We start from the raw sequence: 23,024 nt of genomic DNA on the forward strand, positions 1-23,024 counted from the left end.
ACAGGTGGCGGCGTCTACGCCGGTAGAATCGAAGGATCGGAGGTGGTCGAAATGACCAGACAGACATACGTTTACACGCTGCCGAGGCCGGTGGAGGTGAACGGCACGACGTTCGGGCATGACCGGGTCGAGCAGGTGGCGGTGTTCGCGTCCGACGTCGGCTGGGTGGCGGTGCTGCTCGGTGAGCATGTGGAGCGGTCGGAGTCGTGGGGCGTGACGGGCCGAGAGTTCCGGGAGCGTGTGACGCGCCCTGTGGGCTTCGTGCGTCGTGAGGGTGACCGGATGCCCGACGGGTTCATTCTGGATGCTCTGCGAGCCGCTCAGGGGGCGGGGATCGCGGTTTCTGTCCCAGCGGACGAGGCGGGTGCGGCATGACTGCCCCGAACCCCGCTGCCGACGCTCTGCCGGGTTGGCGTGGCACCGACCCCGACGGCGGAACGTGGGTGCGGCGCCCCGGCGGTCCGTACGACCACCCCTGGGCGCAGTTCATAGTCGGGCACTCGGTCGGCTACCGCGTCCGCTCGCAGGAGGAGGCCGAGGCCGCGGGCCTGGTCCGCCTCATCCCGGCGGTGGGCTACCACTACGACGAGCGCGGCGAGGATGTGGTGCCGGACGGCGCTGCTCCCGCCCCGATCGCCCCGGGAGCGCGTGCCGTCACGGACGCGGAACGTGCCGGGGAAGCAGAAACGTTCCTGGCGCACTGGGCTGGCGGCAACCGGGTGTCGGCTGAGGACCGTGAGGATTTCATCGCTGCGTGGACTGGCTGGCATCGAGGCGCGGACTTCGACCGGGAGTGCGCTGAGCGTGATGCCAAGGCGGCTATCGACGCGTACGTGTCGGCGCTCGCTGTTGAGCGTGCCGAGTTGACCGCTGCCCTGGCTGACGCTCGGTCTGCCGCTCCCGCCCCGCTGGACCCGGGCAACCCCGAACACCTGCGGCAGGTCGTAAAGTTCGTCATGAGCTGCTACATCGGCGAGGACGACGACGTGATCGCCGAGCAGGTCCGGGCGCTCGCGACGAGTCTGCACTCCCGCGCCGATCGCCTGGACCGTGAGCGCGCCGAGGCCGAGCAGGACGCCTCCGACCGCAAGCGGGCCGAGGAGATCCTCGCGGAGGAGTACCCGGACGACGAGTTCACCGCCGCGGGTCGTGATGCGTCGCTGCGGCTGATCCTCGCCGGTGTCCGTGCGGGCCGTGCCGAGCGTCAGGAGACGGGACAGTGAGTGCTCAGAAGTTCAAGCTAGGCGACCGAGTGACCAACCGCTTTGACGGGGACAAGGTGGTCGGGTTGATCACCAAGGTGATCAATTCCTATCTCTACGAGGTCGTATGGAGCGATGCCGGACTCATGGAGTTCGACCTACAGGTTGGCGACGACCTGGAATTGGCCGATCAGGAGCGTGCCTCGTGAGCGCCGTCGAGGACCGTCTCGCCGCCACGCTGGCGAAGCACCGCTGGTCGCCCGTGCCCTGCGGACGCGACTGCCTGTGCGAATGGAGAGCCGATCCGGGAATGCGGGATCCCCGAGGGCAGCACGACCGCCACGTCGCTGCCGTGATCGCCTCCTCCGACGACCTCGCCGTCATCTCCCTGCCCGAGCCGCAGACAGAGGACGACGAGGGCGAGACGGTCACCTTCTGGCCGTTCAGCGACAGCACGACGGTCCGCACCTACCCGCGATACGGCGAGGTCGGTTGGTCGGTGCATGGCGAGCCTGAGGAGCCGGTGACGCCCTCGTGGACACGGGACTTCGCTGCCGCGCTCCTGGCCGCCGCGAAGGCAGCGGAGGCGGTGAGCGACCGTGGCTGACACCACCTGCAAGCACTGCGGTGCACGGATCGTTCCGATCAACGACTGGGCCGGGCGGCCAGGCTGGACACACCAGCCTGAGGGGGCCGCGTTCCAAGACATGCAGCATCAGGCGTGCCACCTCACGTTCGCTGCCCCGGCGGAGGTGTCCCGCGATGGCGAGTGAACCGACCGACCTCATCCGCGAAGCCAACGCAGCCCTCGACGGCATCACACCCGGACCGTGGGAAGCCGAACGCCCGCACCACCTCGGCACCGACATCGCCTCAACCGACGACAGCATCATCGACTACATCGCGGTGGATGTGGAGAACCGAGCCGACGCGCTGTTCATCGCCTCAGCCCCGGATCTGGTGCGCCGCCTGCGGGACGCGCTCGACGCCATGCGCACGGAGGCGGCAGAGCTGACGCTGTCCCGCGCTGAGCTGGCCCACGAGGCGCAGAAGCTGCGGGACTGGCGGGACGGTGAGGCTCGCGAGAATGCGCGTCTCGCAGCGTTCGCCGCCGTGACGCCGTGCTCGTGCAGTGCGCAGCGGGCGCGGGCTGATCGCGCTGAGGCCGCCCTGGCTGAGGCGAACGCCACGATCGAACGGCTCGTGAGGACGAACCGGATCACGATCGACCGACACGTCGCCGCGCTGGTAGATGTCGCTGCGGTCACGTCAGCCCGTGCGGGATGGCATGAGGCGCGCTGTTGGGAATGCGACTGGACTACGAGCGGCTTGGAGTCGGTTGTCGAGGATGCCGCCTACGAGCATGTGACCCAGGAGCACCCGATCCCGACGGTGTCCCGCCGGGTGGAGACCGCCGAGGAGCTGGATGCGCTGCCCGCAGGCGCCCACATCCGCGAGAAGACCGGTGCCTACTGGGACAAGCAGCCGAGCGGCAGTTGGTGGATACCAGCAGGCGGCGTGGAGCGGACTTCCCAGCACGTCGCGCGGTACCTCCCCGCAATCGTCCTGTGGCTGCCTGAGGTGTCGTCGTGACCGCCTACCTCCGCCGCGCACCCGGACCCACACCCGGCGCTACTGCCTGGATTCGCAACGTCATCGTCCACCCACCGATCAGCGACGGACGGCAGCGCTGCGCCAGCATCATGACGACCCGCTGGGACGACTACACCGCCCAGGATGTCCGCCGCGTCCGTCTGGCAGGTCTCCGCGATGCCAGCCATGACGTTCACACCGATGGGGATGTGGCGACGGTCCGGTATCGGGATGGTCGGGTGGAGACCATCACCTTTCATGACGCCGAGCCGTTGTTGGGTGCGTCGTGACTGGGGCGCGTGGGTGGACGTTGGTGGCCGGTGTGGTCATCGAGGGGGAGCGGTGATGGCCGAGATCCCCGCCGTCGAGGTGAAGCTCACCGCCGGCACACCCGAACCCGACTGGTGCGACACCTGCATGCAGATGTCCGCGTGGAAGGTCCCGCGCCACCTGATCTGGCCGGACGGCGTCTCCCACATCGGGGACATCTTCCGCTGCTTCCAATGCCACCCATACCCCGAGGAGGACCGACCGTGACCGCACCCGTCGTCGTAGTCGACGTCGAGACCACCGGGCTACACCTGAACGTCGACCAGATCTGGGAAGTCGCCGCGATTCGGCTGTTCCCGGACGGAAACACCCTGGTGTACCAGACGTTCGTCGAGCACGACCGCAGCCTGGCAGAGCGGCTGCCCGAGAAGTTCCGCGCCCAGCACGACGAGGTGTTCGCGGACCTCGCCCCGATCGACAACGCCAAGGTCCGATCCAACCTTGTGTCGATGTTCACGGGCGGGACGGACGAGAAGGCGATTTTCGTCGGCGCCTGCCCGTGGTTCGACGCCGCGTTCCTGACCAACTTCCTGGGGATCGCCCCGTGGCATCACCGCCTGCGCTGCGTCGAGTCCATGACCGCGGGGCACCTCAGGCGCAACGTCGGCGGCCTGAACGACTGCCTGGCTGAGCTGGGGTTGTCCCCGAACCGTGACGCGCACCGCGCGCTCGCCGATGCCGAGGCGGCCGCGGCGATCTGGAAGCACCTGACAACCAAGGAGGAGCGATGACCGAGTCCTGGGCGCTGATCCCCGACTCCACCCGCTACGAGGTGTCCGACCTCGGCAACGTCCGCTCCGTCACGCACACGGTGACCGCGAGCAACGGCATTCCCCGCACCATCGAGGGGAAGCCGATCGCCCGCCTCATGACTGCGAACGGTTCCCCGTACGTGTCGATCCGCCGGGACTCCGCCGGGCGGCCGACGAACCGGCGCATCGCCGCGCTGGTCCTCGAGGCGCACGCCGGCCCCGCCCCGCAGGGTGCACGACCGAGGGTGATCAACGGCGACCGCACGGACGTCCGCCTCGCGAACCTCGAGTGGGCGGGCCCGAAGCCCCCGAAGCCGAAGACCCCGAAGATCCGGGCCGCGGCCACGAAGCGACCCGCCGCCGTCCGCGCACCCCGCCCGCTGAAACCGGCGCCCACGCCACCGACCGAAGCCATCATCGACCTCACCGGCCTGCCGATGATGTCCCCGAACGGCCGCCCGAACCACTTCGCCCGCGCCCGCGACACCCACACCATCCGGCACTCCGTCGCCTGGCGGGCCCGCGCCGCCCACATCCCCACCGGCCTCGACCACCTGACGATCGAATACCACTACCGGCCCGCCGAGGACCGCTACGCGTGGGACCCGCGGAACCTCGCGAGCGCCGGCATCTGGAAAGCAGCGCAGGACGCCCTCCACGCCCACCGCGGCCGCAACACCGCCGGCGCCCGCGGCCCCAAGCACCCCGTCGTCCACGACGACAGCCCCGGCTTCATGACGGAGATCGGACCCACCCAGCACCCGGCACGCAAGGGTGAACCCGCCGCCGCATGGCTGGTCATCCGCTGGACCCACAACACCGAGAAGGCGAGCTGAATTGTGACCGCACCCCACGAGATCCCCGAGCAGGAGTTCCGGCAGCGCCTGCACCAGTTCCGCGACGCCATCCACGACCTCATCGGCGCCCGCTTCCAGAACTTCACCCTCGACGACGGCACCAACCGCATCCACGAGCAGGACTGCCGATACCAGCAGCTCCGCGCTCACCTCGCCGGCCAGCAGGGGAGCGGCAACGGCAACACCCACCGCAGCCTCCCCGCCGTGTGGGCGGACGCCGTCGACGTCCTCCGCGACATCGACACCACCGTCACCGCGTGGCAGCCCGACCCGGGCCCGTTCGACGGCGACCTCACCCACGCACCGACCCCGGAGGCCGTCCGCCGCCTCCGCCTCCTCGAAGCCAGACCCTGGGCGCCGGCGAACACCACCGACCTCACGGTCGCGGCCCGCGCGCTCGAACGGTGGGCGAAGCAGATCGACGACCTCCTCGACCCGCCGCCGCGGATCGACCTCGCCGCACCGTGCCCCGCGTGCGGGGAGTCCATCGCGTACCGCCGGGACAGCGCGGGGGAGACGGTGCGCTCCGCCGCCCTGCAGGTGAGCTCGGACGGCTGCACCTGCTTGTGCTGCCACTACACGTGGACCCCGGACTACTTCACGCACCTCGCCCGCACCATCGGCTGCGCCCTACCTGCCGGGGTCCTGGAGTAGCACGCGCCCCTAGGCGCCTAGGCCGCCCTTGCGACCGGCCCGACGCTTCCCGATCCGCCGACGGACGACCCGGATTCTAGCCTTCTCGTCCTCAGAGAAGGCGTCATCAGCCTTCTCGTCCTCCGAGAAGGCGTCATCCGCACCCATCTGAGGGGCGGACACCTTCGGCACTATGTCGTCTACTGGTCCGGAGTAAACCGGAATCACCTTGCGAGGATCGACGATCCGTGGGGGATCGCCAGTGATCTTGACCTCGATGTGACGGCTCTCGGCACCGAATACCGGAGGTAGATCGAGACCCGGGAGATACTTGTGTATGGGACCGAAATCTGCAGCCTCGTTTACGAAGTAAACGTTCGCCCAGGGACCCTCACGAGCCTCGTCCTTCGCACTCTCGACCCTCGTCGTCTTGCCATCACCGGCGGGGCGCCGACGGCCTTCGTCTTGAGTCATTTCGCTCTCCTTCGCTCCTCGACCATTGCGATCAGGGACTCGATAACTCGGTCCTGGTCGCGGGTCTTGCTCGTATCGGCGAGAAACTCAATCCAGTCTACTTCGAGCCCCTCGAAAGCGCCGCTCGTCAGCCAATCGACGATCTGCCACCACCGATCGTTCTCAGCTTCGAGCCGTTGGCGTTCCATGGTCGCTTCATGCGCAACGCGAGCTGCCTCGAGAGCGTTCTGGTGTGACTTGGCGGCCAGTTCCGCGGCATACCCATGCGCTTTGGCGGCGAGTTCCGCAGCGTGGATGCGGGCCTGTTTGGCTAGCTCGGCTTCGTGGGTGCGCGCCTTGCTCGAGATCCGGGTCGACTGCGTGAGGCTCTTTGCTGCGATGCGGCTCGCGCTTCGTCGCGCCGCGCGGGCCTCCTTCTCGTCCGACTCCACCTTCCGCACGACACCGCGGTACGCGACTGCAGCCGCCGCGAGGGCCATCGCACCACCGAAACCGGGCGAGATGACGAATCTGCCCACAGCGGCGGGGATCGAGGCCATGACCGCTGGGGTCGCGCGGAACACGATCAGCTCGACCACGATGATCGCCAAGGCGATCAGCACCCCCGGCAGCCACCGGCGCACTGCATATGGCTTCTGCTCAACCACGAGAAGCAGGCTAGTTCGCCATGTCGCGGCGCGGGGATGGATTCGATCAGGTAGTATCTGAGGTGCGGCACAGGTGTCTTCAAAACCTGGCCGCATTCGTGTCTTCCGCCCCGGGCATCGTCTCCCTCGGCGGACGCTGCCCCGACAGCCGCCAGCCAGCGCACGGGCCAGCATGATCCCCGGCGGGTGTCGTACCGCTCATCACGGCCAAGCACCCCACCGATGGCCCTCCGCAATCACAGCACCCCGACCGCCCTACTCCGGGCCGGGTTGCGCTCGGGGCTCGGGGCGCTGCACCCGTCGGGGGATCACACCAGGCCGCACCTACCCACGAGTAGCGGTGCGGCATTCCTGCTGGTGGCACTCTGGAAAGTGCAGGTCGCATCATGAGCACCAAGCACGACGGTGAATGGCATGAGCCCACCGCAGCGGTGAGGATGAGCAGGAACGGCTGGCCCATCGAAGCCATCCACGACGCCATCCTCATCCCGTGCAAGACGATCCGCTCCCAGCTCCACCGCGCCGAGGTCGACTCGCAGGGCTACATGCGCGACCACATCGTCCGCTCCAAGCTCACATGACCCGCACCAAGACCACCACCGCCCGCGGGCTGGGTTGGCAGCACCAGCAGATCCGCAAGCGGCTCATCGCCGCCCACGTCGACGGCTCACCGTGCTGGTGGTGCGGCGGCCCGATGCACCGCGACGCCGACCAGAACTTCGACAACGCAGTCCTCGAGGCAGACCACACGCTCTCGCGAGCCAACGGCGGCCAGCACGCCGACCGCCTCCTGCACATGACCTGCAACCGGCAACGCCAGGACGGCAGCCGCGACCACATGCGGCCCGCCCTCGCCGGCACCCAGCCAACCGAGCCCAGCACCGACGACGTCCGCGTCATGGCCTGGCCCTGGTGAACGGAGCAACCATGACCGCCAGCCTCGACAACCCGCTGATCGGCGAGCGCATCACCCGCGACCACCCGCAGTACGACGCGGTCACCGCGGTTCTCATGCGCCAGCCCGACCTGCGCGTGCCCGCCCAGCCTGGGATGCTCCGCGTCCCTGACGGCCGCGTATGGCGCAACGGTCGCGAGCTGCTCGTGCAGGTCTGGCAGATCGGCCCCGACGGCCACGTCCGGTTCAACGAGGCGGGCGACAAGGCGCTCACCGAGGTCGAGTTCAAGCGCATCCCGCTCGACTGACCCGGCCCACACGCACCCCTCGGATCCTGTTGCGGACGCATAACCGCAGGTCACAGACTCGCCGACACCGACCATACGCCCCGCTAAGCAAGCCTCTGACCTGCGGAAACGCCCCAATCAACCCCACCCCCTTGCAATCTCGAAGGGGGTGGGAGGCCTGACTGCCGGCGGTAGTCATCATTTTTATTTTTTGCTGGTCAGGGGGTGGATCCGTGGACGCGAACGGCCTCAACGACCCCGGCCGGCGCCTGTGGGACGCCCTGACCGACGATTCGACCCCCGAGGCGCGCCTCGCGCTGATCCTCGAGGCGTCGCGCACCGTCGACCGGCTCGACGAGCTCGACAACGTCATCCACGGCAAGGGCGTCCTCGACCTCATGCGGTTCCGCGTCCTCGACCGCGCGATCGACGACCGCGTGCAGACGATCCACGTGAGGGTGGAGTTCTCGCAGGTGCTCGCCGAGGCCCGCCAGCAGGGCGCCGCCCTCAAGGCGCTCCTCGCGGAGATCGCGAAGCAGACCGACGACGCCCCGACGACCGGCCCGGCGGCCCCGAGTGATCTCGACGTCTGACCTCGCGATGCCGACGCTCGAGGACTTCCCTCGGCTGACCGGCCGGCAGGAGCCCGAGCACCTGTCGATGTTCGACGGCGACGACACGCTCGGCCGGCGCGCGGTGCGCCTCGGCCAGAACGTCCGCATGAAGCCGTTCCCGTGGCAGGCCGACTGCGTGTGCGGCATGATGCGCGTCGGCATCGACGGCCTCTGGACGCACCCCGACGTGCTGCTGCTCGTGCCGCGGCAGAACGGGAAGACCGAGATCCTGATCCTCCGGGTCCTGTTCGGCCTGTACAAGCTCGGCGAGAAGATCATCTTCTCCTCGCAACGGTGGGCCACCAGCTTGAACACGTACAAGCGGCTCTCGGGGCTGATCAAGTCCCGGCCGGACCTGCGCGCCGAGGTCGTCGAGAACACGAAGGCCCCCGGGTCGGCGTACATCGAGCTCAAGAACGGCGCGCAGATCACGTTCATCACCCGCTCGTCGGACAGCGGCCGCGGCCTCGACAAGGTCGACCTGATCATCTACGACGAGGCGTACAACCTCACCGAGGCCGAGACGTCGGGCCTCGAGTGGACGCAGATGGCCTCGCGCAACCCGCAGACGATCTACGCGAGCTCGGCGGCCAACGAGGAGCAGCACATCAACTGCCGCGTCCTCGCCGGCCAGCGGCGCCGCGGCCTCGAGCGCGGCGAGGGCCTGTACTTCCGCGAGCACATGGCCCCCGAGGGACCAGCCTGGGACGAAGTCGAAACAGCACAGATCGCGAACCCGTCCTTCGGGATGATCCAGACGAAGACGAAGATCCTCAACGCGATCCGCAAGGCGCGCACTGCGGCGGCCCGCCGGTCCTACGGCGTCGAGGCGCTCGGCCGCGGCATCTGGCCCGCTGCCGACGAGGAACGCGAGGATCTGCTCGACACGGAGCGGTGGCACGACATGACCGACCAGAACCCCACCCTGGTGGGGCCGCGCGCGATCGGCCTCGACCTCGCCCCGGACCGCCGGCACTGGGCGGTCGTCGCCGCGCAGCGCACCAGCACGGGCCGCGTGTTCATCGAGGTCGGGTTCTGGCGCGTCGCGCGGCACGACACCGTCGTCAAGTTCCTCGAGGCGATCGTGCAGTCGTGGGACCCCGACAAGATCCTCGTCGACGGCCGCAGCCTCGCGAAGGTGATCGTGCCCCGCCTGCAGGCCGTCGGCATCGAACCGGACGTCGCCAGCACGCCGCAGATGGCCGCGTGGACCGGCGGCTTCCTCGACGACGCGGTCGACGGGCTCCTCGCCCACCCGGGGCAGGAGGAGACCGAAACCGCGTGGGCCGCCGCCGCGAAACGGATGCTGCCGCAAGGCGACTTCGTCTTCGAGCGGGACATGGACACCCCGGTGCTCATCGCCGCCGCGCTCGCCTACGGCGGGATCATCGGCACCCCCGAGCAGCAGGCCGTGCAGGCCCTGCCCTCGACGGCCGCCGAGGAGCACCGTCCGGCGCCGGCCGTCCGCGAGCTCGACCTACTGACCATGGCGTTCTGAGAGGAGGCCGCGTGACCAAGCCCGATCCGACCTCCTCGCCCATGCCCTCGACCAGCGAGAAGGGGTACGTCACCCGCGATAGCGAACTGTCGCAGTGGAACCAGAACGAGAAGGTCCCGTCGCTGCAGTGGCCGCAGTCCGTCGAAGTGTTCTCGCGGATGGAGTCCGAGGACTCCCGCGTGTCGTCGCTGCTTGCCGCGATCGGGCTGCCGATCCGCCGCACCCCGTGGCGCATCGCGCAGGCCGGCGCATCGGACGAAGTGACCGAGTTCGTCGCGCGGAATCTCGGGCTGCCCATCCAGGGCGCCGGGGACCTGCCCGACGCGGCGCGCACCCGTGACCGGTTCTCGTGGCCGCAGCACCTCGCGTGGGCGCTCGACGTCCTGCAGTTCGGGCACAGCGTGTTCGAGCAGCTGTACCGCCGCGAGGGCGACCGGCTCGTGCTGCGGAAGCTCGCGCCGCGCCCGCAGTCGACGATCTCGAAGTGGAACGTCGCCGCCGACGGTGGTCTCGTGTCGATCGAGCAGCAGCCGCCGGAGCTGATCACGTACGGGCGGCACGGCTTCGAGCCGATCGAGATCCCCGTCTCGCACCTGGTGGTGTACACGCGGGACATGGCGCCGGGCATGTGGATCGGGAAGAGCCTGCTCCGCCCGAGCTACAAGCACTGGCTGCTCAAGGACGAGCTGATCCGCCTGCAGGCCGTGGCGATCCGCCGCAACGGCATCGGCGTCCCCGTCGGCACCACCCCGGACAACGCCGACCAGAAGCTCGTGGACCGGATGGCGGAGATCGCGCAGTCGTACCGCGGCGGCGAGACCGCAGGCGTCGGCCTGCCGGGTGGCACCGACCTCAAGCTGCTCGGTGTCCAGGGCAACCTGCCGGACATCCAGCAGGCGATCTCCTACCACGACAAGGCGATCGCGCTCGCCGGGCTCGCTCACTTCCTGAACCTCGACGGCGGAGGCTCTTACGCCCTCGCCAACGTGCAGGCCGACACCTTCACGCAGAGCGTGCAGACGTTCGCCGAGTCCGTCCGCGACACCGCGAACGCGCACGTCATCGAGGACCTTGTCGACGTCAACTGGGGGCCGGACGAGCCCGCGCCCCGGCTGATCTTCGACGAGATCGGATCTCAGCAGGCCCCGGTGGCCGCCGCGCTCAAGATGCTCGTCGAGGCGGGGCTCCTCTCGCCGGACGTCCTCGTCGAGCAGGACCTTCGGCAGCGCCTCGGCCTGCCCGCGCGCACCCCGGACACCCCGGCCCCCGCCGTTCCCGCGGCCTCGAGCGAAGGAGCTCTCGCATGACCATCGACCTGAGCGCGCTACTGCGCGAGCGGCAGCCACGTCCTGCGGCGCAGCGCGGCCCGCGGCCGACCGGCCCGAGCCCGTACCGCATCGAGGCCTTCGCCGAGCCCGACCCGGACACCGCGACCACGGCCGAGGTGTTCGTGTACGACTCGATCGACCCCGACCCGTGGTGGGGCGGCATCGCCGCCCGGGACTTCGTCCGCGATCTCGTCGCGCTCGACGTCGACGAGATCACCGTGCGGATCAACAGCCCCGGCGGCGACGTCTACGACGCCCTCGCGATCACCAACGCGCTCCGCTCGCACCGCGCCCGCATCGTCACCGTCGTCGAGGGCCTCGCCGCGTCGGCGGCGTCGATCATCGCGATGGCCGGCGACGAGGTCGTCATCTGCCGCAACGCCGAGCTGATGATTCACGACGCCCGCGGCGCCTGCCTCGGCACCGGCCCCGAGATGGCCGAGTACGCGGTGTGGCTGAACAAGGTGAGCGACAACCTCGCCACCGTCTACGCCGACCGCGCCGGCGGCACCGCCGACGAGTGGCGGGCCGCGATGCACGCCGAGACCTGGTACAGCGCAGACGAGGCCGTCGAGGCCGGGCTCGCCGACCGTGTCGGCAACCCCGTCGCCGACACCCAGGCTGCGGCGGCGAGCGAGCAGCGCCGCGCCGTGGCGCGCTACGACGGCCGGGCCGCCGCGCCCGCGCCGTTCATCCCGAAGGCTTCCGCCGAGGCGGCGGAGAACGAGAGGAAGGAGGGCACCATGCCCACTCTTAAGGAAGGCCTCGTCGAGCGCCTCGGCATCCCCGCCGACGCCGATGACGAGGCGGTACTGACGGCGCTGGATCAGGCGCTGGACGAGCTGACCACCCCGGGCGAGCAGGAGGCGGCGCCGGCCGCCGCCACCGTCGACCCCGGCACCGTGGTCGTCGACCGCGCGCAGTGGGAATCCACCGTCGCCGCGGCCGAGGAGGGCCGCGCCGCGCGCGCCCACCAGATCCGCGAGGCCGACAACCGGCTCGTGCAGGCCGCGATCGACGACGGCCGCATCCCGCCGGCCCGCGCCGAGCACTGGCTCAAGGCGCTGGACGCGGACCGTGAGGGCGCGACCGCGACCCTCAACTCGCTCGAGAAGGGCCTCATCCCCGTGGCCGAGATCGGGCACAGCGTGCAGGCGCAGGCCAGCACCGAAGACCTGGGCTGGTTCGACAGCCCCCGCGCGAAGGAGGCGTGACCATGGCGAACGAGAACATCGGCGTCTACGAGCCCGGCCAGGACATCTCCGGCCGCTGCTCTGCAGCCGTCACCGGCAAGCGGTTCCTCAAGATCAGCGGCAACCGGGCCGGCGGCAACGTCGCCGTCGCGCACGCCGACGCGGGCGGCCGTGTCTGCGGCGTCTCCGGCCGTGACACGGCTTCGGGCGCGCTGGTGAACGTCAAGCGCGGCAAGGACCGCGTGACGTTCGTGACCGCGGGCGGCAACATCGCCGCCTTCGCTGAGGTGGAGGTCGGCGCCAACGGCGTCGCCATCACCAAGGCCTCGGGCGTGGCCGTCGGCTACGCCGTCACCGCAGCGACGTCCGGCGGCGACGCCGAGATCAGCCTGTACTGAGAAGCGAGGAACGCATCATGGCAACGACTCCCTCCCCGGTCGCGTACCCGCTGGGCGCGCCGACCATCCAGGACAACAAGCTCACGGTCGACATGGCGCTCGCGCAGCCGCAGCGGATCACGCGCCGCATCGCCGACCTGACGCTGCAGAAGTTCATCGTCGACAAGATCTTCGCGTCCTCGGGCGTGAGCGTCGCGTCGGGCGCGGTGCTGTACGACCAGGCCACCACCAACGAGCTGTACACGAACCGCGACGTCGAGGAACGCGCCCCCGGCGCCGAGTACCCGCTCGTCGGGAGCGATCGGCTCGAGCCGAAGGTCGCGACGTCCGAGGACTGGGGCGGCAAGTTCTTCGTCACGGACGAGGCCGTGCGTCGCAACGACCGCGTGTACTTCGACCGCCAGACCACCCAGCTCGCGAACACCATCGTGCGCAAGGTCAACCAGCGGGCGGTGGCGACCCTCGAGAACGCGATCGCGGGCCTCGGCGGCGCGGGCGTGGTGCCCGGTCACGACTGGTCGAACGTCACCCTGTCGGGTACGTCGCCCACGCCGAACAACGCCCGCCCGTTCGCGGATTTCGCTGCGGTGCAGCTGACCGCCGACGTGCAGGAGCTCGGCGTCGTCTACGACCTGTGGATCGTCAACCCGCAGGAGCAGCACAACCTGCGGATCGCCTACGGCGAGGAGTACGCCGCGGCGCTCGCCGCCGCGCAGATCGAGATCTTCGCGTCGAACCGCGTCACGGCCGGCACCGCGTACGCGGTGGCGCGCAACCAGGTCGGCTTCCTCGACTACGAGCAGGGGCTCGGCACCGAGACCTGGCGCGAGCAGAAGACGAAGCGGAACTGGGTGCAGTCGTCGGTGATGCCGATCATGGGCGTCACCAACCCGTACAGCATCAAGAAGGTCACGGGGCTGGCGGGCTGATGGCTGCGCACAAGGTGGTCGTCGCCACGTGGGAGATCCTCGACGGCGAGGGGCTGCGCCGTCGTCGGTTCTTCGGCGATGTGGTCGACGTCGACGAGGCGGAGGCGGCCCGCGGTATCGCTGCGGGCGCCCTCGCCGAGGTCGATGAGGCTCCGGCCGACGACCAGGACGACCAGGACCAGGCCGACGGTACGGACGGCGACCAGGGCGACGGCTCGGATGACACCGGTGCCGATGACCAGGGCGACGAGTCGCAGCCCGACGGTGCGGACACCCCCACGGCCGACGAGGTCGAGAAGCCGAAGGGGACCGCCAAGACCGAGGTGTGGCGCGACTACGCGGTCGCCAAGGGCATCGTCACCGTCGACGAGGCCGCGCAGCTCAACCGTGACGAGCTGCGCGAGCTGGTGGGCTGACATGGCCGAGCCGTTCCTCACCGCTCCCCAGGTGGCGGAGCGGTGGCGTGCCCTCACACCGGCCGAGGAACAGGCGGTCGAGGACATCCTCACCGCCTGTTCCAACGCCATCCGCGACGCCTTCACCGAAGCGGGCTACCCCGAGTTCCCCGCCGATCGCGAGGACGCCGCACGCGTCGTCACCCTCGACGTCGTGAAGACGCACTTCGCGACCGGCCCCTACGCCGGACACACCACGTACACCCGCGTCGAAGGCCCACGCACCAAGGCCGGCACCCTCTCCGGGGCCGCCGGGCGCGTCGACCTCACCGACTGGCACCGGCAGCTACTCGGCCTGCCGATCCACGCGATGCCGCGCGGCAACTTCCCCCGAGGGGACTACTGATGCTCGGCACCGAGACCGTGATCCTCCTGACCGAGGCCCGGCTCGACGCGGACAACAACCCCGTCGCCTCGCCCGAGGTGACGGTGCCGAACTGCCTCGTCGAGGACGCGACCGTGCGCGAGGACGCGGGCCGCCCCGACGAGCGCCGCGGCCAGGGTTCCCCGTCGATCGGCATGATCCGCGTGCTCCTGCCCATCACCTCCGGCGTGCACGCCGGGTGCGCGCTCAAGGTCCGCGGCCGCCGCTACCAGGTGATCGGCGACCCGACCCCGTACATCGACCCGGACGGCGACCCGGACCTGTCCGGGTACGACCTCCTCGCCGAGGCAGGCCGAGGATGACCCGCCCGCCCGTCCAGCCCTCCGCGATGGCGCCGATCGTCAAGGAGTGGCTCGCCACCCGGATCGCGAACGAGGTGCGGCGGAACCTCGACGACAACTGGACCCCGGCCAGCGCGCCGTGCATCGTCATCGCCGCCGACCCCGACCCCGCCTCGATGTGGCCGGTGGCCGTCCGCGAGAAGCTGCGCATCACCGCCTGGGCAGCGGGGGAGGACGCCGCACGCGATCTGTGCGGCGAGGCCGTCGGCCTGCTCCTCACTCATCCCGTGCCCGGGATCGCGACGATCCGCGGCTCCGGCGCGATCGCGTCCGGGCGGGATCCGAAGAACCTCGGGTTCTTCGCCACCGCGACGCTCACTGTCACCGTCCGCACGAAGCCGCTGTAGAGGAGGACCGTCATGGCGAAAGCAACGATCAAGCTCCGCTCGGCCGGGTTCGCAGCCCTTGCCAAGAGCGCCGGCGCCCGGACCGTAGTGACCAAGGTCGCCGAGGGTATCGCGGCCAACACGAAGGACGCGAACGTCGCGCAGTACACCACCGACCGCGCAGTCGCCGCGGTCGAACTGCCTGCCTACCAGCAGGCCCGAAACGGCGAGCTCACCCGAGCCGCAGCACGAAACGGTATCTCCGTCTCGTGACCTGATCGGCGGCATCCGCCGTCGGCACCCATCCACCCCCAACCCGTTGTCGGGCTGGGGGTTTCCTATTTCAAAGGAGACTCACCATGGCCGGTAACCCGGACAACGTGAAGCTGTGGGACGGCGCTGACGTGCTGATCCTCGACAAGGCCGGCGCGCTCGCCCCGGCCGACCTCCCCACCGCCGTGACCGACCCGTTCCCCGCCCCGTGGGAGTTCGTCGGCCTGCTCAACGGCGACCAGGGCTTCGAGAACTCGCGCGAGTGGGACGAGACCGACATCACCGCGTGGGGCTACGGCGTCGTGAAGGTCGCGTCGAAGAACCTCAAGGTGGAGCGGAAGTTCACCGCGCTCGAGGACAACGAGACCACCATGGGGCTCATCTGGCCCGGCTCCACGAGCACCGCGCTCGTCGTGCCGAAGCCTGCGTACAAGTACGTCGCGTTTCAGCTCGTCGACGACCTCGGCCAGACCGTGCGGTACGTGTCGAAGCTCAAGGCCCGCATCTGGGCGTCCAACGCCAACGAGAAGGAAGGCGCCGCGGACGGCTACGAGTTCAACGCCCGCATCTTCCCGAACTCGGCGAAGGAGCTGTTCCTCGTCCAGCGGTCCGTGGTGACGCCGTGATCAAGGTCGAACTGACCACGGACACCGAGATGTTCCCCGCGGGCGCGGTGCTGTCCGTCGACGAGAACAGCGCTGCCGCGCTCATCGCGCGCGGCGACGCGAAGCTCCTCGACGATCAGGCACCGGCGCCCGCGGTGCAGTCCGGCGGTGCCCGGGCGCGCGCGCTGAACCAGCAGGCCACCGCGGCGGCCGAATCCACCAACGACAACGACAGCGAGGCAGGCGAAGATGGCGAAGACGACGACTGAGAAGGCCGACGAGGCGGAGAACGAGACCTCCGAGGTCGAAGCCCCGGACACCGCGGCCGAGGCCGAAGCGACCGGCGCCGACCGCGTCAAGGTCGAGTTCGACGGTCTCACCTACCTCGTCCCGGCCACGTTCGAGGACTGGCCCGTCGAGGCCGAGACCGAACTCGAGCGCGGCCACGACGCCCTCGCCACCGAGGCGCTGCTCGGCCCCACACAGTGGGCGCTGTTCGTCGCGACCGGCCCGACGGTGCGCAAGCGCCGCGAGCTCGTCGCCACGATCATGAAGGCGTTCAACTCGTCGGGAAACTGACCGAGCGCGTCAGCTCATTCGGGATCCTGCCGGCCCTGCTTGGTCTGCTTCGGCACCATGCAGGGCTGGTGGAATCCGATCTGTCGCGCTACCACGGCATCGACTACCGCGACCGGTGGCGGTTCGACGAGAACGGCTGTCGCAGGCTCACGATCCGCATGATCGGCGTCCGCATCACCACGCTGCCCGCCGACTCCGCGCTCAACAAGAAGTTCCGTGACGGCGCCACCCCGTGGACCCTCACCGATCACCTCCTCGCCGACCTCGTCGAGCGCCTCGCCGGCATCAAGTACCTCGCCCGGCCCGGCGCGAACACCGAGCAGGACGAGAAGGAAACGCGCCGCGAGAACCGCCGCGCCGGCGCCCTCAAGCGCGCCGAGCGGCAGCGCGCACGACGCGGACAGGCCGCCCTGCCCGCGCAGGTCCTCGCCGCAGTGGAGACCGCCCAACGCAACGCCCGCCCGAACGACCCGAAGGAGGAGTAGCCATGGCCGAGAACATCGGATACGCCGCCCTTCCCGTCATCCTCTCCTTCGAGGGCGCGAAGAACCAGATCGCGCAGGGCCTCGGCGTCCCCATCCAGGCCGCCGCCAAGAAGGCCGGGCGCGACGCGGGCGACTCCATCGCCGCGGGCATCGCTGCCGCGAAGACGAAGGTCGAGAAGGCCGCGTCGACCCTGGCGACCGCGCGGCGCCGCGAGGAAGACGCCGTCGGCAAGGTCCGCGTCGCCGAGGCCCAGCTGCAGTCCCTCCGCGACCGCAGCATCACCGACGCCGGCCGCATCGCCTCCGCCGAGGAGAAGATCGCGTCGGCACGCCGCAAGGCCACCGACGCCGCGAACAGCCACACGAACGCGACCGGCGCGCTCGCCAACGCGCAGAAGGCAGCCGAGGAGGCCGCCGCCGCCGTCAACGAGCAGACCGCCGAGGCGACCGAAGGCGTCGAGGGTCTCGGCTCCGCCGCCGCGCAGACCGGCTCGCTCATGGAGAAGCTCGGCCAGGTCGCGAAGATCGCCGGCATCGCCGCCGGCGGCACCCTCCTCGTCGACCAGGTGAAGCAGTCCCTCGCGATCGGCATGGAGTTCACGACCGCGCTCAACACCATGCAGGCCGCGAGCTCGGCGAACGCCGGGCAGATGAAGCAGGTCAGCGCCCGCGCCCGCGAACTCGGCCGCGACATCGACCTTCCGGCGACCAGCGCCCGCGACGCAGCCGAGGCGATGACCGAGCTCGCCAAGGGCGGCCTCTCCGTCGACCAGTCCATGCAGGCCGCGAAGGGCACCCTGCAGCTCGCCGCGGCGGCGAGCATCGACGCGACCACCGCGGCGACGATCCAGGCCCGCGCGCTGCAGACCTTCGGCAAGGACGGCGCGTACGCGGGCAAGGCCGCCGACGTCCTCGCGAACGCCGCCAACGCCTCGACGTCGGAGATCACCGACGTCGCTTCGGCGCTGCAGGCAGGCGGCCTCGTCGCGCACCAGTTCGGCCTGTCCATGGAGGACACCGCCGCGTCGATCGCGCTGCTCGCCAACAACGGTGTCGCCGGGTCCGACGCAGGCACCCTGCTCAAGTCGGCGCTCCTCGCGCTCACCGACCAGGGGAAGCCCGCGCAGAACGCGATCCACGATCTCGGCCTGACGATCTACGACGCGCAGGGCAAGTTCGTCGGCATGCACTCGCTGCTTGACCAGCTCGGCCAGGCCGCGGGCCGGATGACCGAGGAGCAGTACCAGGCCGCCGCGTCGACCCTGTTCGGGTCGGACGCGATGCGCCTCGCCGGTGTCGCAGCCAAGGACGGTGCGACGGGCTACGACCAGATGCGGGCCGCCGTCGACCGGCAGGGCGCCGCCGCCGACGTCGCGAAGGCCAAGACGCAGGGCCTGCCCGGTGCGGTCGCCAAGTTCACCAACACCGTCGAGGACGCGCAGCTTCGCCTGTACGACCTCATCGAAGGCCCCGCGACCAAGGCGCTCAACGTCCTCTCGGACGCGCCGGAGCGCCTCGGCAAGCTGTTCTCGTCCGACCTGATGCGCGGCGCCGACACCTCGAGCGCGCTGCAGTCGATCATGGCGTCGGCGAAGGCCGCCGCACCGTCACTCCTCAGCCTCGCGAAGTCGGCGGCGATGGTCGGCGGCGCGATCGGCGTGGCCGGGTGGAACGTCGCCGTTACCGGCCTGCAGGCACTCTCGACCGTCCTGAACCTGGTGACCCCGCCGCTCGCCGGCCTCGCCTCTCTGATCGACAACAACAAGGTCGCCGCGACCGCACTCCTCGCCGCGTTCCTCGCGTGGAAGGTGCTCCCCGGCCTCGTCGGAGCGTTCCGCGCAGGAGTCGCGGGCACCGCCGTCGAGGCAGGGCGCATGGCGACCGCCGCCAACACCGCCGGCCGCGGCGTCGGCGCCTTCGGCACCGCGGTGAGCAACGCCCGCGGCCGCGTGTCGGGCATCGTCGGCTCGCTCGGGCAGGCCCGCACCGGCGTCTCGAACTTCACGTCGGCCTACCGCGACAGCGTCCGGTGGATGCAGCAGGCGAACCCGACGACGAGCACCCTCGGCCGGGTCCTCTACGGCACCGGGCAGAACGCGGCGACCGCGTCCGCGCACCTGCGGGTCCTCGGCAGCAACGTCGCCGGCGCCGCATCGTCGGGGCTCAGCGCCGTCAAGGGCGCCGCGTCCGGCGTCGCAGGCGTCCTCGGCGGCCCGCTCGGTGTCGCGCTCACCGGCGCCGCGATCCTCGGCACCGCCTGGGCGGCGACCACCGCCAAGCAGAAGGCCATCACCGACGAGTACAACAGCTCCCTCAAGGAGCTCGCGGAGACGCAGAAGGGCACCGGCTCGAAGCTCATCGCGAGCCGCGGCGCCGCGACCGCCGAGGTCTTCCAGGACCTGACCAAGCAGGTCGACGCCTACCGCTCGTCGGTCGAGGCGGCCGCGAAGAACGACGCGAAGTGGACCGACGAGGCGAAGGACGTCTTCGGCGACGTCTTCGGCGGCGGCGCTTGGTTCGACAACACCCGCACTCAGCGGATGGACGAGGCCGCGGGCCGCGCCCAGGTCACCAAGAAGGCCCTCGACGACCTCGGCATGACCACCGAGGACCTCGGCAAGCGCCTCGGCGGCTCCGACGCGGAGTGGAACAGCTTCGTCGGCAAGCTCCGCGCCTCCGGCGACGGCGGGCGCCTCGCCGCCGAAGGGCTCGCGGGGCTCCGCGCCAAGTACGACGAGCAGCGCGGCCAGGCGCAGCGCCTCGCGCCCGGCATCACGCAGCTCGGCGATGCGATCCGCGTCATGGGCGATAAGACCGCGTCGGCCGGCGACAAGATGAACGCCCTCAAGACCGCCATGGACGCGATGAACCCCGCGCGCACCAAGGTGGAGGCGGTCGCTCAGTTCGCCGAGGCCACGCAGAAGGCCACGGAGGCGGCCGCCGGGCTCGGCACCGTCGCCCTCGACCAGTCGGGCGGCCTCGACGGGCTGAACGCGAACAGCGCGAAGCTGGCACGCACGCTCGCGGACCTCGCCGACAAGGCCGGTCAGGCCGCGTCGACCGGCGCCGACATGAACGTGATCAACGCGCAGCTCGAGACGCAGTTCAAGAAGCTCGCCGACGCGACCGGCCTGCCGATCGAGAAGATCCGCGACCTGTACAACAGCCTCGGCGGCAAGACCGTCGAGCTCGCCGTGCGCCTCGCGGGGATGCCCGAGACTGTCGCGGGGCTCGGAAAGGTCAAGGCCACCTTCGACGCCATGCCCGGGAAGAAGACCGTCACGGTCGCCTCGTCGGAGGTCAGCGAGAAGACCCGTAAGCAGCTCGCCGCCATCGGCTTCACGATCAAGGACATGCCGGGCGGCCAGACCGTCGAGATCACCGCGAAGTCCGACGCCGCGCTCGCGCAACTCCGCGCGGTCATGGACACCGTCACTGGGCTCCCGAAGGGCGCCGACGTCAACGTCGGCGCCCCCGGCGGGCAGGGCGTGCTCGACCTGCTCAACAGCATTGGTATCAAGGTGCGAGAGGGCAACGACAAGCGCATCGAGGTCGAGGCCCCGAACGCTCCCGGCGTCCTCGAGAAGCTGCAGGCGCTCGGCCTCGCGGTGCGAAACGACAACGGGAAGACCGTCATCGTCACCCTGTCCGGCGTCGCCGAGGCGCAGGCAAAGCTCCGCGAGCTCACCCAGCCAGCGGTGAAGACCGTCACCGTCGTCGGCACGGGGCAGAGCGTCGGCACCGACCGCTACGGCAACCGCGGCAGCGAGCCGACGATGGAGGACGGCGGCGTCCGCGCGTTTGCCCGTGGTGGCTTCACCAGCCTCCCGAACAGCGCGGTGATCCAGAAGCCGATCCCGGGCCTGATCCAGTGGGCCGAGCCCGCTACCCAGGGCGAAGCCTTCATCCCGCTCGCACAGTCGAAGCGCAGCCGCTCGACCGCGATCCTCGCCGAGGTCGCCCGCCGCTTCGGCCTCAACCTCGCCCGGCCGATGGAGAACGGCGGCCTCACCGTCGACGACGTCAAGTCGTTCGCCTCCGGGATCACCTCGGGCACCTACACGTTCGGCGGATCCGGCACGTCGTCGTGGGACACGGACTGCTCTGGCGCGCAGGCCCGGATCGCGAACTTCATCACCGGCGCCAAGGGCCGGTTCGCGACGGGCTCGGCAGCGGGGGAGCTCGCGAAGCGCGGCTTCATCACGGGCGACCCGCCCGCCGGCACCGCCGCCTACATCATCGGCTGGAAGAACGGCGGCCCCGGCGGCGGCCACGCCGCCGGCACGATCGTCGACGCAGACGGCGGGCGCACCAACGTCGAGATGGGCGGCCAGTCCGGCAACGGCGGGTACGGCGCAGGCGCGGCCGGCGCGGACGAGTTCCCGAACCGGGCGTGGATCTCCCTCAACGGGCAGGGGCCGACCGAGTCGACGTCAGGCGCCAGCGACTTCGACACGACGGGCAGCTCCTCGACCGGCTCGTCGAGCACCACCACCGGTGGCGGATCCGGCTCGGGCGGGGGAGTGCAGAAGTACAGCCTCGGCTGGTGGATCGGCCGCGCCCTGTTTGGCGACGTTCCCGGCATGTTCGGCTCGGGCGAGTCGGCGATGCAGACCGCCGTCGACAAGACCGTCAAGAAGGCCATCGACCCGCGCAAGCTCCGCGAGGCGAAGGACAAAGCCGACGACGCCGAGACGAAGGCCGCCGAGGCGCGCACCGCGCTCGCTGAGAAGGAGAAGGACCCGAAGACCAAGGCGTCCGCGCTGCAGGCCGCGAAGAACCGGGTCACCAAGGCAGAGCGCGACGCCGCCCAGGCGAAAACCGACTACGAGGCCATGCAGACCGGCGCGAGCACCGCGTCCACGGGCCTGTCCGCGGCGAAGAGCAAGGCCGAGAAGGCCGAGACCGCTGCCGCAGAGGCGCGCACGAAGCTCGCGCAGCTTGAGGCCGACCCGAAGGCCACCGAGGCAGCGAAGACCGCGCAGCGGAACATCGTCGCCCGCCTCGAGCGGGACGCCGCGCAGGCCAAGACCGATTCGTCGACGTCGCCGACGAAGACGAGCGACAGCAGCACCGGCGACTCGGGCGGTTCGGACCTCAAGGAGCTCACGAAGATCTTCGGTGGCGGCGTGCTCGAGACGCTCGGAATGGACGGCTCGTGGCTGCCTGACCTGCAGAACCTCGGCATCGTGAAGATGGCGAACGCGATCATGGGCATCAAGTTCACGCCGCCGCCGTGGATGGAGGGCAAGGAGGCGCCGCCGCCGTGGCTCGCGGGTGCGGGTTCCGGCGTGGCGGCGCCAACGTCGACGTCCGCGGCGGCCGGGCCGGGGATGGCGCTGCCGATCACGCCGGCCAGCCCGGTCGACGCGTCGATCAACGTGAATGCGTCGGGGCCGAACGCGCAGGAGATCGGGAAGATCGTGCGGCGCGCGGTCCCGGAGCAGCGGACCCGCCTCGCCGGCGCGGTTCCCGTCGGCCGCTAGTTCGGGGATTCACCCTCGGGGTAGGCGAGGACCGCGCCGACGCTCCCATCGCCTGTCGGGTGTTTCTGCTCGATCTCGAACACCACGATCTCACCGTCGGACTTGCGGTGACCTGCTTTGCAGATGAAGCGGCCGGGGTCATCCTCGACCGCCGGTTTGCCATCGTCGTCGAACTCGTAGGGCTTCGGGGCGATCGTCTTCTTGATCAGCAGTTGCCCTTCGACAGTCCATCGTTCAGTCGGCTTGCTGTCGTCTGTCAGAGACGCAGCCAAATCGGTGTAGTGCAGCGAGATCGCGCTAAGGCGCGACGAGCCCCAGGTGCCCATCGCCTTCTTCTCCGCGGCGGCCTTGCACGCCGCTATCACCCGGTCGCTCGTCGAGGGTTCTGAGCCGCATCCCGCGGTGAGCGTCGTCACGGCCAGCACTGCTGCAGCCGCCCAGGTCTTCGTCTTCATCCGC

The 23,024-nt window shown here is 70.2% G+C and carries 32 protein-coding genes; 29 read left to right on the forward strand and 3 right to left on the reverse strand.

Translation table 11 applies throughout. From position 1 onward, the window contains the following. Window positions 1-42 precede the first annotated feature (42 nt). From ACM9LD_RS22995 to ACM9LD_RS23040, 10 genes are all read left to right on the forward strand, one after another. Window positions 43-375: a hypothetical protein gene (locus tag ACM9LD_RS22995; protein ID WP_415678840.1), complete on the forward strand. Its 333-nt coding sequence runs from the start codon at window positions 43-45 to the stop codon at window positions 373-375. Then, window positions 372-1,223, forward strand: coding sequence for a hypothetical protein (locus ACM9LD_RS23000; RefSeq protein ID WP_415678841.1), 852 nt, complete (start codon window positions 372-374; stop codon window positions 1,221-1,223). Before ACM9LD_RS22995 ends, ACM9LD_RS23000 begins: the two co-directional genes overlap by 4 nt. Next, window positions 1,220-1,411, forward strand: a complete 192-nt coding sequence (locus ACM9LD_RS23005) for a hypothetical protein (protein WP_415678842.1) — start codon at window positions 1,220-1,222, stop codon at window positions 1,409-1,411. The genes ACM9LD_RS23000 and ACM9LD_RS23005 overlap by 4 nt, the downstream gene beginning before the upstream one ends. Then, on the forward strand, window positions 1,408-1,809 hold the full coding sequence (locus ACM9LD_RS23010) for a hypothetical protein (RefSeq protein ID WP_415678843.1): 402 nt from the start codon (window positions 1,408-1,410) through the stop codon (window positions 1,807-1,809). The genes ACM9LD_RS23005 and ACM9LD_RS23010 overlap by 4 nt, the downstream gene beginning before the upstream one ends. Before the next feature lie 155 nt (window positions 1,810-1,964). Further along, entirely contained in the window at window positions 1,965-2,795 is an 831-nt protein-coding gene (locus tag ACM9LD_RS23015; RefSeq protein WP_415678844.1) for a hypothetical protein, read from the forward strand. Continuing rightward, window positions 2,792-3,085, forward strand: coding sequence for a hypothetical protein (locus tag ACM9LD_RS23020; protein ID WP_415678845.1), 294 nt, complete (start codon window positions 2,792-2,794; stop codon window positions 3,083-3,085). Before ACM9LD_RS23015 ends, ACM9LD_RS23020 begins: the two co-directional genes overlap by 4 nt. Window positions 3,086-3,140: 55 nt before the next feature. After that, a complete protein-coding gene (locus ACM9LD_RS23025) occupies window positions 3,141-3,332 on the forward strand; it encodes a hypothetical protein (RefSeq protein WP_415678846.1) in 192 nt (63 codons plus the stop codon). Further along, on the forward strand, window positions 3,329-3,856 hold the full coding sequence (locus tag ACM9LD_RS23030) for an exonuclease domain-containing protein (protein WP_415678847.1): 528 nt from the start codon (window positions 3,329-3,331) through the stop codon (window positions 3,854-3,856). The genes ACM9LD_RS23025 and ACM9LD_RS23030 overlap by 4 nt, the downstream gene beginning before the upstream one ends. Further along, the gene (locus ACM9LD_RS23035) at window positions 3,853-4,713 is read left to right on the forward strand and encodes an NUMOD4 domain-containing protein (protein ID WP_415678848.1); all 861 of its coding nucleotides are present in this window, start codon (window positions 3,853-3,855) and stop codon (window positions 4,711-4,713) included. Before ACM9LD_RS23030 ends, ACM9LD_RS23035 begins: the two co-directional genes overlap by 4 nt. A 3-nt stretch (window positions 4,714-4,716) precedes the next feature. Further along, window positions 4,717-5,388 carry a DUF7341 domain-containing protein gene (locus ACM9LD_RS23040; RefSeq protein WP_415678849.1) on the forward strand — a complete coding sequence of 224 codons (672 nt, stop codon included), beginning with the start codon at window positions 4,717-4,719 and terminating at the stop codon, window positions 5,386-5,388. Window positions 5,389-5,397: 9 nt separating this feature from the next. On the opposite strand, the gene ACM9LD_RS23045 is transcribed toward ACM9LD_RS23040, so the two are convergent. Both ACM9LD_RS23045 and ACM9LD_RS23050 read right to left on the reverse strand, forming a co-directional pair. Then, complete coding sequence (locus tag ACM9LD_RS23045) at window positions 5,398-5,841, reverse strand: hypothetical protein (protein ID WP_415678850.1); 444 nt, start codon at window positions 5,839-5,841, stop codon at window positions 5,398-5,400. Continuing rightward, complete coding sequence (locus tag ACM9LD_RS23050) at window positions 5,838-6,488, reverse strand: hypothetical protein (protein WP_415678851.1); 651 nt, start codon at window positions 6,486-6,488, stop codon at window positions 5,838-5,840. The genes ACM9LD_RS23045 and ACM9LD_RS23050 overlap by 4 nt, the downstream gene beginning before the upstream one ends. 386 nt (window positions 6,489-6,874) lie before the next feature. Here ACM9LD_RS23050 and ACM9LD_RS23055 point away from each other — a divergent pair, with 386 nt between their 5' ends. The 19 genes from ACM9LD_RS23055 (at window position 6,875) to ACM9LD_RS23145 (ending at window position 22,565) form a co-directional block, all read left to right on the forward strand. Beyond that, entirely contained in the window at window positions 6,875-7,069 is a 195-nt protein-coding gene (locus tag ACM9LD_RS23055; RefSeq protein ID WP_415678852.1) for a hypothetical protein, read from the forward strand. Further along, the gene (locus tag ACM9LD_RS23060; RefSeq protein ID WP_415678853.1) at window positions 7,066-7,404 is read left to right on the forward strand and encodes a hypothetical protein; all 339 of its coding nucleotides are present in this window, start codon (window positions 7,066-7,068) and stop codon (window positions 7,402-7,404) included. Before ACM9LD_RS23055 ends, ACM9LD_RS23060 begins: the two co-directional genes overlap by 4 nt. 11 nt (window positions 7,405-7,415) lie before the next feature. Further along, a complete protein-coding gene (locus ACM9LD_RS23065) occupies window positions 7,416-7,691 on the forward strand; it encodes a hypothetical protein (protein WP_415678854.1) in 276 nt (91 codons plus the stop codon). Window positions 7,692-7,903: 212 nt separating this feature from the next. Next, on the forward strand, window positions 7,904-8,263 hold the full coding sequence (locus ACM9LD_RS23070) for a hypothetical protein (RefSeq protein WP_415678855.1): 360 nt from the start codon (window positions 7,904-7,906) through the stop codon (window positions 8,261-8,263). Further along, entirely contained in the window at window positions 8,247-9,782 is a 1,536-nt protein-coding gene (locus ACM9LD_RS23075; RefSeq protein WP_415678856.1) for a hypothetical protein, read from the forward strand. The genes ACM9LD_RS23070 and ACM9LD_RS23075 overlap by 17 nt, the downstream gene beginning before the upstream one ends. Before the next feature lie 11 nt (window positions 9,783-9,793). Beyond that, window positions 9,794-11,089, forward strand: a complete 1,296-nt coding sequence (locus ACM9LD_RS23080; protein WP_415678857.1) for a phage portal protein family protein — start codon at window positions 9,794-9,796, stop codon at window positions 11,087-11,089. After that, the gene (locus tag ACM9LD_RS23085) at window positions 11,086-12,324 is read left to right on the forward strand and encodes a head maturation protease, ClpP-related (RefSeq protein ID WP_415678858.1); all 1,239 of its coding nucleotides are present in this window, start codon (window positions 11,086-11,088) and stop codon (window positions 12,322-12,324) included. The genes ACM9LD_RS23080 and ACM9LD_RS23085 overlap by 4 nt, the downstream gene beginning before the upstream one ends. Window positions 12,325-12,326: 2 nt before the next feature. Continuing rightward, complete coding sequence (locus ACM9LD_RS23090) at window positions 12,327-12,701, forward strand: DUF2190 domain-containing protein (RefSeq protein WP_415678859.1); 375 nt, start codon at window positions 12,327-12,329, stop codon at window positions 12,699-12,701. 17 nt (window positions 12,702-12,718) lie between these two features. Continuing rightward, a complete protein-coding gene (locus ACM9LD_RS23095; protein ID WP_415678860.1) occupies window positions 12,719-13,630 on the forward strand; it encodes a major capsid protein in 912 nt (303 codons plus the stop codon). Continuing rightward, window positions 13,630-14,046, forward strand: coding sequence for a hypothetical protein (locus tag ACM9LD_RS23100; protein ID WP_415678861.1), 417 nt, complete (start codon window positions 13,630-13,632; stop codon window positions 14,044-14,046). Before ACM9LD_RS23095 ends, ACM9LD_RS23100 begins: the two co-directional genes overlap by 1 nt. A 1-nt stretch (window position 14,047) precedes the next feature. Beyond that, a complete protein-coding gene (locus tag ACM9LD_RS23105) occupies window positions 14,048-14,431 on the forward strand; it encodes a hypothetical protein (protein WP_415678862.1) in 384 nt (127 codons plus the stop codon). Continuing rightward, on the forward strand, window positions 14,431-14,772 hold the full coding sequence (locus tag ACM9LD_RS23110; RefSeq protein ID WP_415678863.1) for a hypothetical protein: 342 nt from the start codon (window positions 14,431-14,433) through the stop codon (window positions 14,770-14,772). The genes ACM9LD_RS23105 and ACM9LD_RS23110 overlap by 1 nt, the downstream gene beginning before the upstream one ends. Then, window positions 14,769-15,158 (forward strand): hypothetical protein, encoded by a 390-nt coding sequence (locus ACM9LD_RS23115; RefSeq protein WP_415678864.1) that lies wholly within the window; start codon window positions 14,769-14,771, stop codon window positions 15,156-15,158. Before ACM9LD_RS23110 ends, ACM9LD_RS23115 begins: the two co-directional genes overlap by 4 nt. A gap of 12 nt (window positions 15,159-15,170) precedes the next feature. Continuing rightward, window positions 15,171-15,410: a hypothetical protein gene (locus ACM9LD_RS23120; protein ID WP_415678865.1), complete on the forward strand. Its 240-nt coding sequence runs from the start codon at window positions 15,171-15,173 to the stop codon at window positions 15,408-15,410. An 86-nt stretch (window positions 15,411-15,496) separates the two neighbouring features. Further along, window positions 15,497-16,036, forward strand: coding sequence for a hypothetical protein (locus ACM9LD_RS23125; protein WP_415678866.1), 540 nt, complete (start codon window positions 15,497-15,499; stop codon window positions 16,034-16,036). Then, on the forward strand, window positions 16,033-16,284 hold the full coding sequence (locus tag ACM9LD_RS23130) for a hypothetical protein (RefSeq protein WP_415678867.1): 252 nt from the start codon (window positions 16,033-16,035) through the stop codon (window positions 16,282-16,284). The genes ACM9LD_RS23125 and ACM9LD_RS23130 overlap by 4 nt, the downstream gene beginning before the upstream one ends. Continuing rightward, entirely contained in the window at window positions 16,265-16,594 is a 330-nt protein-coding gene (locus ACM9LD_RS23135) for a hypothetical protein (RefSeq protein ID WP_415678868.1), read from the forward strand. The genes ACM9LD_RS23130 and ACM9LD_RS23135 overlap by 20 nt, the downstream gene beginning before the upstream one ends. 68 nt (window positions 16,595-16,662) lie before the next feature. Further along, complete coding sequence (locus tag ACM9LD_RS23140; RefSeq protein ID WP_415678869.1) at window positions 16,663-17,079, forward strand: hypothetical protein; 417 nt, start codon at window positions 16,663-16,665, stop codon at window positions 17,077-17,079. A 2-nt stretch (window positions 17,080-17,081) separates the two neighbouring features. After that, window positions 17,082-22,565, forward strand: a complete 5,484-nt coding sequence (locus tag ACM9LD_RS23145) for a phage tail tape measure protein (RefSeq protein WP_415678870.1) — start codon at window positions 17,082-17,084, stop codon at window positions 22,563-22,565. Here the strand turns inward: ACM9LD_RS23145 and ACM9LD_RS23150 are convergent. Further along, a complete protein-coding gene (locus tag ACM9LD_RS23150; protein ID WP_415678871.1) occupies window positions 22,562-23,020 on the reverse strand; it encodes a hypothetical protein in 459 nt (152 codons plus the stop codon). The two genes, ACM9LD_RS23145 and ACM9LD_RS23150, sit on opposite strands and share 4 nt — an antisense overlap. Between the last annotated feature and the right edge of the window lie 4 nt (window positions 23,021-23,024).

Origin of the sequence: Tsukamurella hominis (assembly GCF_965137015.1) — a bacterium.
In the GTDB taxonomy this organism is placed as follows: domain Bacteria; phylum Actinomycetota; class Actinomycetes; order Mycobacteriales; family Mycobacteriaceae; genus Tsukamurella; species Tsukamurella hominis.

What these genes read in the sequence shown, in the direction of transcription:
- ACM9LD_RS23000 (WP_415678841.1), top strand. Translation starts at nt 372, where the DNA reads ATGACTGCCCCGAACCCCGCTGCCGACGCTCTGCCGGGTTGGCGTGGC.
- ACM9LD_RS23015 (WP_415678844.1), top strand. Translation starts at nt 1,965, where the DNA reads ATGGCGAGTGAACCGACCGACCTCATCCGCGAAGCCAACGCAGCCCTC.
- ACM9LD_RS23025 (WP_415678846.1), top strand. Translation starts at nt 3,141, where the DNA reads ATGGCCGAGATCCCCGCCGTCGAGGTGAAGCTCACCGCCGGCACACCC.
- ACM9LD_RS23035 (WP_415678848.1), top strand. Translation starts at nt 3,853, where the DNA reads ATGACCGAGTCCTGGGCGCTGATCCCCGACTCCACCCGCTACGAGGTG.
- ACM9LD_RS23045 (WP_415678850.1), bottom strand. Translation starts at nt 5,841, where the DNA reads ATGACTCAAGACGAAGGCCGTCGGCGCCCCGCCGGTGATGGCAAGACG.
- ACM9LD_RS23055 (WP_415678852.1), top strand. Translation starts at nt 6,875, where the DNA reads ATGAGCACCAAGCACGACGGTGAATGGCATGAGCCCACCGCAGCGGTG.
- ACM9LD_RS23060 (WP_415678853.1), top strand. Translation starts at nt 7,066, where the DNA reads ATGACCCGCACCAAGACCACCACCGCCCGCGGGCTGGGTTGGCAGCAC.
- ACM9LD_RS23065 (WP_415678854.1), top strand. Translation starts at nt 7,416, where the DNA reads ATGACCGCCAGCCTCGACAACCCGCTGATCGGCGAGCGCATCACCCGC.
- ACM9LD_RS23085 (WP_415678858.1), top strand. Translation starts at nt 11,086, where the DNA reads ATGACCATCGACCTGAGCGCGCTACTGCGCGAGCGGCAGCCACGTCCT.
- ACM9LD_RS23090 (WP_415678859.1), top strand. Translation starts at nt 12,327, where the DNA reads ATGGCGAACGAGAACATCGGCGTCTACGAGCCCGGCCAGGACATCTCC.
- ACM9LD_RS23095 (WP_415678860.1), top strand. Translation starts at nt 12,719, where the DNA reads ATGGCAACGACTCCCTCCCCGGTCGCGTACCCGCTGGGCGCGCCGACC.
- ACM9LD_RS23100 (WP_415678861.1), top strand. Translation starts at nt 13,630, where the DNA reads ATGGCTGCGCACAAGGTGGTCGTCGCCACGTGGGAGATCCTCGACGGC.
- ACM9LD_RS23105 (WP_415678862.1), top strand. Translation starts at nt 14,048, where the DNA reads ATGGCCGAGCCGTTCCTCACCGCTCCCCAGGTGGCGGAGCGGTGGCGT.
- ACM9LD_RS23110 (WP_415678863.1), top strand. Translation starts at nt 14,431, where the DNA reads ATGCTCGGCACCGAGACCGTGATCCTCCTGACCGAGGCCCGGCTCGAC.
- ACM9LD_RS23115 (WP_415678864.1), top strand. Translation starts at nt 14,769, where the DNA reads ATGACCCGCCCGCCCGTCCAGCCCTCCGCGATGGCGCCGATCGTCAAG.
- ACM9LD_RS23120 (WP_415678865.1), top strand. Translation starts at nt 15,171, where the DNA reads ATGGCGAAAGCAACGATCAAGCTCCGCTCGGCCGGGTTCGCAGCCCTT.
- ACM9LD_RS23125 (WP_415678866.1), top strand. Translation starts at nt 15,497, where the DNA reads ATGGCCGGTAACCCGGACAACGTGAAGCTGTGGGACGGCGCTGACGTG.
- ACM9LD_RS23135 (WP_415678868.1), top strand. Translation starts at nt 16,265, where the DNA reads ATGGCGAAGACGACGACTGAGAAGGCCGACGAGGCGGAGAACGAGACC.
- ACM9LD_RS23145 (WP_415678870.1), top strand. Translation starts at nt 17,082, where the DNA reads ATGGCCGAGAACATCGGATACGCCGCCCTTCCCGTCATCCTCTCCTTC.
- ACM9LD_RS23150 (WP_415678871.1), bottom strand. Translation starts at nt 23,020, where the DNA reads ATGAAGACGAAGACCTGGGCGGCTGCAGCAGTGCTGGCCGTGACGACG.